This is a genomic window from Enterobacter hormaechei subsp. xiangfangensis, from assembly GCF_001729785.1.
Lineage (GTDB): Bacteria > Pseudomonadota > Gammaproteobacteria > Enterobacterales > Enterobacteriaceae > Enterobacter > Enterobacter hormaechei_C.
This window is the reverse complement of the sequence record NZ_CP017183.1, coordinates 3,846,082-3,858,449: the sequence shown is the minus strand read 5'-3', so window position 1 is coordinate 3,858,449 and position 12,368 is coordinate 3,846,082. Positions and strand designations below refer to the sequence as shown.

Below are 12,368 nucleotides of genomic sequence, written 5' to 3'. Positions count from 1 at the left end.
GTTCCTGAAAGTTCGCGTGATTATTCCGCAACCAGCGGTTCGCCGCATTTAACGCAGCGGTAGGTCGCCTCGCCCCGCACTACGCGGTTATGGCGGCGGACGGTAAGCTGGTGCTGCTGGCACTGGCAGCGGTAGGGGAAGGTATTGCGGCGTACCGATTCCAGCTCGAACTGATGGGTGCGACGGGCCGGAACGCCGAGCACCGCCTCCATCATCCACTTCCACTCTTTGCCGTGCGGCGCGACGCGGCCAAAGTGCTTCCACACCAGCAGATGCGCCAGCTCGTGCGGCACCACTTCTTCGATAAACGCCTGCTGATTTTCCATCATCAACACCGGGTTGAGGCGGATCTCATACGATTCCAGCCAGGCGGTACCTGCCGCGGTGCCACGCTGCTGATAGACCAGCTTCGGTTCAGGATAATTGCGGCCGAGCTTCAGGTTGGCCTGGGCGAGTTTTTCCCGCAGGCTGCGCATAACGGCTTGCTGAATGGCGATGGGGAGACGGGGTGCTTTCATAGGGGCAGAGCATAAAGCGGGAAGCGGGGAGGCGCAAGAGGCGCCTCCCGCAGGAGGATCAGTCGTGTGCGCCGATTTCGCGCAGAGGACGACCTTTCATCAGGTTACGTTCAATGTGTTCCAGTGAAACATGTTTGGTTTCAGGAACCAGCCAGATAGTGAGAACAATAAAGAACAGGTTCAGACCGGCGTACACCCAGAAGGTGTTGGCATTACCCAGAGTATTAAGCATGGTCAGGAACGTTGCGCCGACGATCATGTTGGCAATCCAGTTGGTCGCGGTAGAGCAGGTGATGCCAAAATCACGTCCTTTCAGCGGCTGGATCTCAGAGCACAGCACCCAAATCAGCGGACCGGCGCTCATCGCAAACCCAATAATAAACATCAGCAGCATCGCCACGGCGAAGTACTGTGCCGTTGGGGAGTGAATGCCCATGTGCATCATGGTACCCAGCACGCCCATCCCGACGGCCATCACCAGGAAGCCCAGCGTCAGGGTTGGCTTACGTCCCCAGCAGTCCACCAGACCGATAGCGATAAAGGTCGCCAGCACGTTGGTCAGGCCAACGATCACGGTGCCCCACATCTGCTCGGTGGTGTTGGTGTAGCCCGCCAGTTCGAAGATTTTCGGCGCGTAATACATGATGACGTTCATCCCGGTGAACTGTTGCATGATCTGTAACAGCACGCCGAGGAACACCGCGCGGCGGAAGTTGCTGTTCTCTTTGAACAGCGCCCAGCCGGACTGTTTGACCTTCAGGCTTTCGCGGATCTCTTCCAGCTCGTTTTTGGCTTCGGCGCTGGTATCACGCAGGCGTAAGAGCACGCGTTCGGCATCATGGAAGCGGCGTTTGGCGGCAAACCAGCGCGGACTGTCCGGCAGGAAGAAGACGCCAATCAGCAGCAGGATGGCAGGAATGATGATGACGCCCAGCATCCAGCGCCATGCGCCGCTGTAGCTGAATGCGGTATCGGAGAGATAAGCCCCCAGAATACCGATGGTGATCATCAGCTGATACATGGAAATCATGCTGCCGCGGATTTTTTCCGGAGCGATTTCAGACAGGTACAGCGGGGCAGTATAAGACGCCACGCCCACTGCCAGACCGAGCAGCACGCGGGAGATGATCAGCACTTCAACGTTAGGCGCAGCCGCAGAGAACAGTGAGCCGGCAACGAACAGGATCGCGCCGATCATCAGGCTCTTTTTACGCCCGAGCTTAAAGGAGAGCCAGCCGCTGCCGACCGCGCCGACGGCGGCACCGAACATCATGGAGCTAACCACCCATTCCTGAGTGTGTGCGCTAATCTGGAACTCATCGGTGATGAAAGGTAATGCACCGGCAATTACGCCAATATCCAGGCCAAAGAGTAATCCTGCCAGAGCGGCGAGGAAGCAGACGAAGAACGTCATTGCCTTATTGGACGTACGCCCCTGTTTATTATTGTCAGGCATTATGCCCTCCAGTTGGGTTATCAGTTTTTACGATATAAAGAGTAGGTGAGCGGCTCATAAAAATATGTGAGTCAAATCACAACGGTGTAATCGGTTACACTGGCTTGTAACCGTAAAAATAATTAAAGCTTTGAAAATATAGAGGTAAATTAATTGATGTGCATCGCGTTTGCACAAATTTCAGACTTAACTGAAAGGGAATGTAACAGCAGAAGAAATGCGATCATGCAAAGAGAATATTCTGAAAGCGGGATATAGAGAGTGAGGTGTAAACGGTTCCAAACATTGTCGGGTGGCTACTAGCGCCTTACCCGGCCTACAAAAACTCACTACCCGTAGGTCGGGTAAGGCATAGCCGCCACCCGACATAAAAAAGGCCAGCACAAAGGCTGGCCTTTTTAAGCTGCTGGCAGTCGATTATTTCAGACCGGCAGCATCACGCAGCAGGGCGGCTTTGTCGGTTTTTTCCCATGGGAAATGTTCGCGACCAAAGTGACCGTACGCTGCGGTTTCCTGGTAGATTGGGTGCAGCAGATCCAGCATCTGAATCAGACCGTATGGACGCAGGTCGAAGAACTCACGCACCAGCAGGGTCAGCTGTTCAGAAGGCACTTTTTCAGTACCGAAGGTTTCCACCATGATGGAGGTTGGCTCAGCCACGCCGATGGCGTAGGAAACCTGAATTTCACAGCGGTCAGCCAGACCGGCAGCAACGATGTTTTTCGCCACATAACGTGCAGCGTACGCGGCAGAACGGTCAACTTTAGACGGATCTTTACCGGAGAATGCGCCGCCGCCGTGACGTGCCATGCCGCCGTAGGTATCTACAATGATTTTACGACCGGTCAGACCGCAGTCACCCATTGGGCCGCCGATAACAAAGCGTCCGGTTGGGTTGATGAAGAATTTGGTCGCAGAGCTCAGCCATTCAGTTGGCAGAACCGGCTTGATGATCTCTTCCATCACCGCTTCTTGCAGGGATTTCTGGTCAATCTCTTCAGCATGCTGCGTGGAAAGAACCACGGCATCAATACCGACGATTTTCCCGTCGTCATACTGGAAGGTCACCTGGCTTTTTGCATCCGGACGCAGCCACGGCAGAGTGCCGTTTTTACGCACTTCAGCCTGACGCTGCACCAGACGGTGTGCGTAGGTCACCGGCGCTGGCATCAGTACGTCGGTTTCGTTGGTTGCGTAGCCGAACATCAGGCCCTGGTCGCCCGCGCCCTGTTCCAGCGGATCGGCACGGTCAACGCCCTGGTTGATGTCCGGAGACTGTTTGCCAATCGCGCTCAGTACGGCGCAGGAGTTGGCATCAAAGCCCATATCAGAATGTACATAACCGATCTCACGCACCGTGTTACGGGTGATCTCTTCGATATCAACCCATGCGCTGGTGGTGATCTCACCGCCAACCAGAACCATGCCGGTTTTGACATAGGTTTCACACGCTACGCGCGCCTTTGGATCCTGCGCGAGGATCGCATCCAGCACCGCATCGGAGATTTGGTCAGCAATTTTATCAGGATGTCCTTCTGATACGGACTCGGACGTAAACAGGTGTTTTGCCATGTTTTATTTCACCTAAGAGGAATTTGGTTAGCTCAAGCTGCTGTGTGGAATAGCCATAGGAGATAATTCTACCAAGGCCTACAGGATTTTGACACTGGCAGTCTGAGTGTTAATCGGTATGGATGGATTAACATCTGGACGTCTATTTTAGGTCACTTCTTCACCCGATTTCCAGTTTTTTTTGACTCACCTCTCACTGCGTTGAAAACGCTGCTGGAAATTTTTCCTGACGACGCTGGCAACCTGCGCATTTTTGTTTTGCTTTTTAGCGACCTTCTCGGTATAAAACGCGGCGCGCGGCTCATATAAAATAAGCGCTCGATGAACACATCGTGTCGCCACTTCCAGCCGGGTTAAGCAGTGAACTTTTAGCTTTGGCTTGTGGTCCGTTTCAGCAGAGGCGGCCGTGGAGGTGATACCAGATAATGAACCATCGTTTTCCGCTCATTCAGCGCAGCCGTTCTGGCGCGCATTTGATTCCCACCCGCACTTCTGGTCTAAACACCTGCCGATGTTATACCCATCTCGGTGCTTCTCAGGATTCCAGAGCCGGTCACGCTTTGTGAAAACTGAACAAGGGCGCTCTTGTTAATACAGGAGTTTTCTCGTGGTTTCGCCGAACCTTGTCATACAGAGTTCGGATACGTGTTTTACAATGATATGAATAAGAAACCGGTCGCACGGTCTGGATTTCAGCATACTCTGCTGGGAAATGGAGCCGTTAATGGGTTGTTATCGCCGTATAACGCTGCGATAGTAGTCAACTGTTTTACACTTAATACAAAGAGTTGAGGTTCGCTATGTCTGACGACATGTCTTCTTTTTCGCCTTCGTCAGCGGGCGAACAGGGTGTACTACGTTCTATGCAGGAGGTTGCGATGAGCTCCGAGGAAGCCAGCAAGATGCTGCGCACTTACAATATTGCCTGGTGGGGCAATAACTACTACGACGTTAACGAGCTGGGCCACATCAGTGTCTGCCCGGATCCGGACGTCCCGGAAGCGCGCGTGGATCTCGCTAAACTGGTGAAAACCCGTGAAGCGCAGGGTCAGCGCTTGCCTGCACTGTTCTGCTTCCCGCAGATCCTGCAACATCGCCTGCGTTCTATTAACGCCGCGTTCAAACGCGCGCGGGAATCGTATGGTTATAACGGCGACTATTTCCTCGTTTACCCGATCAAGGTCAACCAGCACCGTCGCGTGATTGAGTCCCTGATCCACTCCGGCGAGCCGCTGGGCCTGGAAGCAGGCTCTAAAGCGGAGCTGATGGCGGTTCTGGCGCACGCGGGCATGACCCGGTCGGTGATCGTCTGTAACGGCTATAAAGATCGCGAATACATTCGTCTGGCGCTGATTGGCGAGAAGATGGGGCACAAGGTCTATCTGGTGATCGAGAAGATGACCGAAATCGCGATCGTGCTGGAAGAGGCCGAGCGTCTGAACGTGATCCCGCGCCTTGGCGTGCGTGCGCGACTGGCGTCGCAGGGTTCCGGTAAATGGCAGTCTTCCGGCGGTGAAAAATCCAAGTTCGGCCTCGCGGCGAACCAGGTGCTTCAGCTGGTGGAAATTCTGCGCGAGCGCGGTCGTCTGGACAGCATTCAGCTGCTGCACTTCCACCTCGGCTCGCAGATGGCCAACATTCGCGACATCGCCACCGGCGTGCGTGAATCGGCACGTTTCTACGTTGAGCTGCATAAGCTCGGCGTGAATATTCAGTGCTTTGACGTGGGCGGCGGCCTGGGCGTGGACTACGAAGGGACCCGCTCGCAGTCTGACTGTTCGGTAAACTATGGCCTGAACGAATATGCCAACAACATCATCTGGGCGATTGGCGATGCCTGCGAAGAGCACGGCCTGCCGCACCCGACGGTGATCACCGAATCCGGCCGCGCGGTCACGGCGCACCATACGGTACTGGTCTCTAACATCATTGGCGTTGAGCGTAGCGAAATCACCGAAGCCACGCCTCCGGCAGACGATGCCCCACGTTCCCTGCAAAGCATGTGGGAAACCTGGCAGGAGATGCACGAGCCGGGCACGCGTCGTTCCCTGCGCGAATGGCTGCACGACAGCCAGATGGACCTGCACGATATTCACGTCGGCTACTCGTCAGGCACATTCAGCCTGCAAGAGCGCGCGTGGGCCGAGCAGCTCTACCTGAATATGTGCCACGAAGTGCAGAAACAGCTCGACCCGAGCAACCGCGCGCACCGTCCGATTATCGACGAGTTGCAGGAGCGTATGGCGGACAAAATGTACGTCAACTTCTCCCTGTTCCAGTCGATGCCGGATGCCTGGGGTATCGACCAGCTGTTCCCGGTTCTGCCGCTGGAAGGGCTGAACCACGCCCCGGAACGCCGCGCCGTGCTGCTGGACATCACCTGTGACTCTGACGGCGCGATTGACCATTACGTTGACGGTGACGGTATCGCAACGACGATGCCAATGCCGGAGTACGATCCGGAGAACCCGCCAATGCTGGGCTTCTTTATGGTGGGGGCGTATCAGGAGATCCTCGGCAACATGCACAACCTGTTCGGTGATACCGAAGCGGTTGACGTGTTTGTCTTCCCTGACGGCAGCGTGGAGGTTGAGCTGTCCGACGAAGGGGACACCGTGGCGGACATGCTCGAATACGTTCAGCTGGATCCGAAAAAACTGCTCACCCAGTTCCGCGATCAGGTGAAAAACACCGGTCTGGACGACGCGTTACAGCAGCAGTTCCTGGAAGAGTTTGAAGCGGGTCTGTACGGGTACACCTACCTGGAAGATGAGTAGGTAAACTCCCTCTCCCGGTGGGAGAGGGGCGGAGTGAGGGCAACAGACCGCACAATGCCCTATACTCACTTGAACCCGTATGAATTAACGGCGATAATTCGCCCCAATTAGCGATTTACGAATCAATCCCTTCCTCGTCGGGTTTAACGACGCGGAGGGGATTTTTTTTCATCTGTTTTTAATGTATCGACTTTATAAGAGGTCAGGACATGAGCACTTTAGGTCATCAGTACGATAACTCTCTGGTATCTAACGCGTTTGGTTTTTTACGCCTTCCGATGAACTTCCAGCCGTACGACAGCGATGCGGACTGGGTGATCACCGGCGTACCGTTCGACATGGCAACGTCCGGTCGCGCGGGTGGTCGTCATGGTCCGGCGGCGATCCGTCAGGTTTCCACTAACCTGGCCTGGGAGCACAACCGCTTCCCGTGGAACTTCGACATGCGCGAGCGCCTGAACGTGGTGGACTGCGGCGATCTGGTGTACGCCTTCGGCGACGCGCGTGAAATGAGCGAAAAATTGCAGGCGCACGCCGAGAAGCTGCTGGCGGCCGGTAAACGCATGCTCTCCTTCGGCGGTGACCACTTCGTGACCCTGCCGCTGCTGCGCGCCCACGCGAAGCACTTCGGTAAAATGGCGCTGGTGCACTTCGATGCGCACACCGACACCTACGCGAACGGCTGCGAGTTCGACCACGGCACCATGTTCTACACCGCGCCGAAGGAAGGCCTGATCGATCCAAACCACTCCGTGCAGATCGGCATCCGCACCGAGTTCGACAAAGACAACGGCTTCACCGTACTTGACGCGGGCCAGGTGAACGATCGCGGCGTGGACGATATTCTGTCTCAGGTTAAGCAGATCGTCGGCGATATGCCTGTCTACCTGACCTTCGACATTGACTGCCTTGATCCGGCATTCGCACCGGGGACCGGTACGCCGGTGATCGGCGGCCTGACGTCAGATCGCGCCATCAAGCTGGTGCGCGGCCTGAAGGATCTGAACATCGTCGGGATGGACGTGGTGGAAGTGGCTCCGGCCTATGACCAGTCCGAGATCACCGCGCTGGCCGCGGCGACCCTGGCGCTGGAAATGCTCTACATCCAGGCGGCGAAAAAAGGCGAATAAGCCTTACGCGCTGATTGCTGCTGCGCGCCGCATGCGCAGCAGCAACATTCCCCCGGCAAGCAGGGTGACAACCTGCGAGACGACCAGCACCGAAAAGCCTGAACTGACCGACCCCACCGATCTCATCACCATCCCCATCAGCAGCGGAATAAACGCCGCGCAGATATTGCCGATCCCATTGATTATGCCGTAAGCGCTGCCCACCGCTTCCCGCGCGGCGTGATGCTGGATCACCGCCGGAATAGCCGCCCCCTGTAGCCCCCAGAAGACATTAGCCGAAAGCATAAACAGCGCCAGCCAGGCAGGCTGATGGCTGAGCATCAGCGCGACCACGGACAGCGCCGTCATCGCCCCGCCCACCACAAACAGCATCGGTGCCTGTTCCGGACGCATTTTGTCGAGCAGCACGCCGCCCAGAAACTTTGACCCCAGGCTGAGCAGGAAGGGGATCGCCGCAAGCCAGCCCGTGGCATGCAGCGAGAAATGATGCTCGTCGCGCAGCCACGCGGGCAGCCAGGCGCTGCTTCCCCAGAGATAGCTCAGGGTGGCGATTTCAACCACCATAATCCAGCCCAGCAGCGGCGTCTGCCAGGCCAGCGTGAAGGTGTGGACAAACCCCGGTTTTTTCGCGGTCGGGAGCTTGCGCGGCGCGGGCAGAAAACGCCAGATTAAGCTGCCCCCGAGGAGAAGGTTGATTGCCGCCAGTGCATAAAACGATCCGGCCCAGCCCAGATGCGACATCAGCCAGGTCACCAGCGGAAAGCCCACGGCCAGCCCGAGCGAGACGCCCAGCGCGGTCACGGCGTTGGGTTTACCGATCTCTTGCGCGCTAAAGTTATCGCTGATAAAGCGCGTTTTCAGCGAAAATAGCGGACCCTCCGCGATCCCCAGAATCACGCGGGCGATGAGCATTCCCGTCAGCGAGCCGAGCAAAGGTGAAGCCGCGCAGACCGCGGCCCAAATCGCAATGCTGCTTAATAATCCCTGCCGATAATGAAGTTTGCTTTCAATAACCGGCGTTAATAATAGAGCGGAAAAACCATAACCCAGAAGAAAGCAGGTCATGAGCAGGCCCTGTAACATTCTGTTTTCATTTAACTGAAAATGTTCGGCAAATTCCGGGTTTAAAATCATTACCGAGATATTTACCCGATCGACGTACGAAATAATAATGAGTAATAAAAGCGCAATCGTGCCTTGCCATCTTGCCGTCATCATGTCCGCCTTACGTTTTTTGTAACTTATATTTTTCATCAATGTGATTGTCACGGATCTAAAATGGTTCACCTGTGAAACTCTTTGTTTAGTAAAGATAAATTAAAAATTAGTTTCACAGGTGAAACGCGAAAGAGGTGACGTTCATTTATTTTTAAAGAGTAAAAAGAAAGGAAGTCAATATCTTTTATTCAAAATAAGAGGCCATTAAAAAAACGTATTTCTCACGCTGCAATAATGAAAATTTCATATCGCTGCATTTTTTCGTGATCCCTTGCACACTTAGTTAATTAATTGCTGGTCGATTAACAAATTCGTCACATTGTCGCTTGACGAAACATTCATCGCTTTTATATTGACCGTATTAAATAAGAAACAGAGTTTCATATATGAAACAAAAGCCTGGAGGATCGTGATGAGCTGGATAGGCGTATGTGACGCAGAGCAAGTACAGGAAGATTTCCCTTTTAGCGGCAACGTCGACGGTAAAGAGATCGGCGTTTACCTGATCGACGGTGAATATTACGCGCTGGAGGACGTATGCCCGCACGCCTATGCCCTGCTGAGTCAGGGCTTCGTGGAAGACGGCAAGGTGGAATGCCCGCTGCACGAGGCGGTATTCGACGTCAAAACCGGTCAGTGCCTGCACGGCCCCGGCGGGCGCAACCTCAACCGCTACCCGGTTCGGGTCTTTGAAAACCAGATTCAGATTACCTTCGTCGAGGAGACCGTGGCATGAGCGACACCCTGAACTTCAACCCGGCGCTGCCGGAAAGCCGCCAGTTTACCCCACCGGCAGAGGGCGGTAATGGCGCCATTCATAAGCCGGGTGATTACACCAACCTGATCTGGCAAACCCGCAGCCGCGAGCCGGAAAGCTGGGAAGTGAAGCTGATTGCGACGCTGGAAGATCTCTTCGAGCAGGGCGTTGAAACCTTGCCGGAGCTGGTAAGCGGGCTGAACGCGGTGCGCATGCACGACCAGCAGGGCGAGCCGTGGAGCGACGCCAGCTTCCAGGCATTCTTACAGGTTAACGGCTACTGAGGGCAACGCGATGACGACGACCGTACAACATTATCTGGATAAAGGCCTGCGTGGCCTCTGGTATCCGGTGCTGGCGAGCTGGGAAGTGCAGTCTGCGCCGGTGGGCATCACCCGCCTGGGCGAGCAGATTGTGGTCTGGCGCAATAAAGATGGCCAGGTGCAGGCGCTGGAGGACCGCTGCCCGCACCGCGGCGCGCGCCTGTCGATGGGCTGGAACCTCGGGGACCGCATTGCCTGCTGGTATCACGGCGTAGAGGTGGCGGGCAACGGCGAAGTGAAAGACGTGCCCGCCGTAGATAAATGTCCGCTGGTCGGCCAGCAGTGCGTACGCAGCTATAACGTGCAGGAGGCGCACGGCGCCATCTTCCTCTGGTTTGGCGTCACCGCGGACCAGCAGCCGGACGAGCTGACCTTCCCGGACGAGCTCGCCGATACGGACAGCTTCAGCAACTTCCTCTGCACCGCCGCGTGGAAATGCAATTACCAGTACGCGCTGGAAAACGTGATGGACCCGATGCACGGCACCTATCTGCACTCCTCGTCGCACTCGATGGCGGAAGGGGATCGCAAGGCCGACATGGTGCTCCAGCCGACCAAAACCGGTTTTATTTTCGAGAAGAAAGGGCAGAGCGGCGTCAATTTTGACTGGGTGGAGCTGGGCAACAGCGGCACCTGCTGGATGCGCCTCTCCATTCCGTACAAGAAGCGCTTCGGGCCGGGCGGCCACTTCTTTATCGTCGGCATGGTGGTGCCGGAAGATAACGACAACTGCCGCGTCTTCTTCTGGCGCATTCGCCGTGTGCAGGGCTGGCAGCGCGATATGTGGCGTTTCATGTACCGCAACCGTCTGGAAAAACTGCACTGGGAAGTGCTGGAGCAGGACCGCGTGGTGCTGGAAAGCCTGGCGCCAAACGCGCGCGATCATGAGTACCTGTATCAGCACGACGTCGGTCTTTCGCGCCTGCGCCGCATGATGCAAAAGGCCGCCAAAGAGCAGCTGGCGATGCGTGAAGCACAGCAGGGAGCCGCCTGATGAACGGGCTGCTGAGCGGCAAGCGCATCGTCATAACCGGCGCCGCGCGCGGGCTGGGCTTTCACTTTGCCAAAGCCTGCGCGGAGCAGGGCGCGGCGGTGGTGATGTGCGACATCCTGAAGGGCGAGCTGGCCGAAAGCGCCCACGCCCTGAGCGAGCGGGGCTATGCGATCGAACCGCACGTTATCGATCTGGCCGATCCACAGTCCATTGAGCAGGTGTTCAGCGCCATTGGCGAGCAGGGTCAGATCGATGGCCTGGTGAACAACGCGGCGATGGCGACGGGCGTCGGCGGCAAAAACATGCTCGATTACGATCCGGATCTCTGGGATCGGGTGATGAGCGTCAATGTCAAAGGCACCTGGCTGGTGACGCGCGCCGCCGTGCCGCTGCTGCGTGAAGGGGCGGGCATTGTGAACGTGGCGTCCGACACCGCGCTGTGGGGCGCGCCGCGCCTGATGGCCTACGTCGCCAGCAAGGGGGCCGTCATTGCCATGACCCGATCAATGGCGCGCGAACTGGGTGAAAAGCGTATACGCATTAATGCCATCGCGCCGGGGTTAACCCGCGTCGAGGCGACGGAATATGTCCCCGCCGAACGGCATCAGCTCTACGAAAACGGACGCGCGTTAACCGGCGCGCAGCAGCCGGAAGATGTCACCGGCAGCGTGGTCTGGCTGCTAAGCGATCTGTCTCGGTTCATCACCGGACAGCTGATCCCGGTCAACGGCGGTTTTGTCTTTAACTAAGGTAGGGCGATGATGGCAAACGATCAGGAAGTGAAGTATCTGGTGCCGGGGCTGGAGCGCGGTTTACAGCTGCTGTTGGCCTTTGGCGAGCAGCATCGCGATCTGACTTTTGCCGAGCTGCACCGGCTGGTGGATATGCCGAAGGCGACCGCCTATCGCGTGGTGCAGACGCTGGAGTACATGGGCTTTCTGGAGCGCAACACGCGCACCAATACCTTTTCGCTGGGCATGAACGTGCTGCGTCTTGGCTTTGAGTACATCGCCTCGCTGGACGTGGCGCAGGTCGGCCAGCCGGTGATCGAGCAACTGCGCGACGTGAGCCAGTGCAGCAGCCATCTGGCGATCCGCGACGGGCGCGACATTATATACATCGCCCGCGTCAGCGCCGCCGGGTCGCGTATCAACCAGGTCAGCATTGGTACCCGTCTGCCGGTGCACTGTACCTCGCTGGGCCGCATGCTGTTGACCGATATTTCCCGCGCTGATTTCGAACAGCTGTTCCCGCATGAGCGTCTGCCGGGCAACACGCCGGGGCAGCTTCACGACCGTGAAGCCCTGTGGCAGATGGTGCAGCAGGACAAAGCCCGCGGGTATGTCATCGGCGAATCCTTCTTCCGCCACGGCATCTCTTCCATCGTCTACCCGGTGTATGACCGAAGCGGCCGCGTGGCGGCGGTAGTCAGCATTCTGGTGCCGTCGGAGGAGATCCCGCAGAGCGACCGCGAGCGCCTGCAAAACGAGGTTCGCCTTGCGGCGGATAAAATTTCTGGCTTCTTAGGGTATCTATCACAGGCCAGTTAAATCAGTGAGTTAACGCCAGGCGCTTGACTGCGTCGGGCATGTTTTACGCCCAATCTGGGCCAGATGAGGCAAC

Annotated in this window: 13 protein-coding genes; 9 read left to right on the top strand and 4 right to left on the bottom strand. The window is 56.7% G+C overall.

Annotated elements, in window-relative coordinates:
- Nucleotides 1-20: 20 nt before the first annotated feature.
- From BFV63_RS18395 to metK, 3 genes are all read right to left on the bottom strand, one after another.
- Nucleotides 21-518 carry a SprT family zinc-dependent metalloprotease gene (locus BFV63_RS18395; protein WP_003860035.1) on the bottom strand — a complete coding sequence of 166 codons (498 nt, stop codon included), beginning with the start codon at nucleotides 516-518 and terminating at the stop codon, nucleotides 21-23.
- A gap of 58 nt (nucleotides 519-576) precedes the next feature.
- The gene (gene galP, locus BFV63_RS18390) at nucleotides 577-1,974 is read right to left on the bottom strand and encodes a galactose/proton symporter (RefSeq protein ID WP_048242064.1); all 1,398 of its coding nucleotides are present in this window, start codon (nucleotides 1,972-1,974) and stop codon (nucleotides 577-579) included.
- 417 nt (nucleotides 1,975-2,391) lie between these two features.
- The gene (gene metK, locus BFV63_RS18385) at nucleotides 2,392-3,546 is read right to left on the bottom strand and encodes a methionine adenosyltransferase (RefSeq protein ID WP_003860037.1); all 1,155 of its coding nucleotides are present in this window, start codon (nucleotides 3,544-3,546) and stop codon (nucleotides 2,392-2,394) included.
- Between the two features lie 425 nt (nucleotides 3,547-3,971).
- Here metK and BFV63_RS23615 point away from each other — a divergent pair, with 425 nt between their 5' ends.
- The 4 genes from BFV63_RS23615 to speB all read left to right on the top strand — a co-directional run bounded on the left by BFV63_RS23615 (nucleotide 3,972) and on the right by speB (nucleotide 7,453).
- Nucleotides 3,972-4,112: a small protein YqgG gene (locus BFV63_RS23615; RefSeq protein ID WP_418235904.1), complete on the top strand. Its 141-nt coding sequence runs from the start codon at nucleotides 3,972-3,974 to the stop codon at nucleotides 4,110-4,112.
- Nucleotides 4,113-4,206: 94 nt separating this feature from the next.
- On the top strand, nucleotides 4,207-4,338 hold the full coding sequence (gene yqgB, locus BFV63_RS22835; RefSeq protein ID WP_057979949.1) for an acid stress response protein YqgB: 132 nt from the start codon (nucleotides 4,207-4,209) through the stop codon (nucleotides 4,336-4,338).
- Between the two features lie 8 nt (nucleotides 4,339-4,346).
- A complete protein-coding gene (speA, locus tag BFV63_RS18375; RefSeq protein ID WP_003860039.1) occupies nucleotides 4,347-6,323 on the top strand; it encodes a biosynthetic arginine decarboxylase in 1,977 nt (658 codons plus the stop codon).
- Between the two features lie 209 nt (nucleotides 6,324-6,532).
- Complete coding sequence (gene speB / locus BFV63_RS18370; protein ID WP_003860040.1) at nucleotides 6,533-7,453, top strand: agmatinase; 921 nt, start codon at nucleotides 6,533-6,535, stop codon at nucleotides 7,451-7,453.
- Between the two features lie 3 nt (nucleotides 7,454-7,456).
- Here speB and BFV63_RS18365 read toward each other — a convergent pair whose 3' ends face one another.
- Entirely contained in the window at nucleotides 7,457-8,668 is a 1,212-nt protein-coding gene (locus BFV63_RS18365) for an MFS transporter (protein WP_048209713.1), read from the bottom strand.
- 415 nt (nucleotides 8,669-9,083) lie between these two features.
- Here BFV63_RS18365 and BFV63_RS18360 point away from each other — a divergent pair, with 415 nt between their 5' ends.
- From BFV63_RS18360 to BFV63_RS18340, 5 genes are read left to right on the top strand one after another with little or no spacing between them, the layout of a single operon-like run.
- Complete coding sequence (locus tag BFV63_RS18360; RefSeq protein ID WP_003860044.1) at nucleotides 9,084-9,407, top strand: Rieske (2Fe-2S) protein; 324 nt, start codon at nucleotides 9,084-9,086, stop codon at nucleotides 9,405-9,407.
- Entirely contained in the window at nucleotides 9,404-9,712 is a 309-nt protein-coding gene (locus BFV63_RS18355; RefSeq protein WP_022651826.1) for a recombinase-like helix-turn-helix domain-containing protein, read from the top strand. The genes BFV63_RS18360 and BFV63_RS18355 overlap by 4 nt, the downstream gene beginning before the upstream one ends.
- 10 nt (nucleotides 9,713-9,722) lie before the next feature.
- A complete protein-coding gene (locus BFV63_RS18350) occupies nucleotides 9,723-10,745 on the top strand; it encodes a Rieske 2Fe-2S domain-containing protein (RefSeq protein ID WP_003860047.1) in 1,023 nt (340 codons plus the stop codon).
- On the top strand, nucleotides 10,745-11,494 hold the full coding sequence (locus BFV63_RS18345) for an SDR family oxidoreductase (RefSeq protein WP_003860050.1): 750 nt from the start codon (nucleotides 10,745-10,747) through the stop codon (nucleotides 11,492-11,494). Before BFV63_RS18350 ends, BFV63_RS18345 begins: the two co-directional genes overlap by 1 nt.
- A 12-nt stretch (nucleotides 11,495-11,506) precedes the next feature.
- A complete protein-coding gene (locus tag BFV63_RS18340; RefSeq protein WP_003860053.1) occupies nucleotides 11,507-12,295 on the top strand; it encodes an IclR family transcriptional regulator in 789 nt (262 codons plus the stop codon).
- The last annotated feature ends 73 nt before the right edge of the window (nucleotides 12,296-12,368 follow it).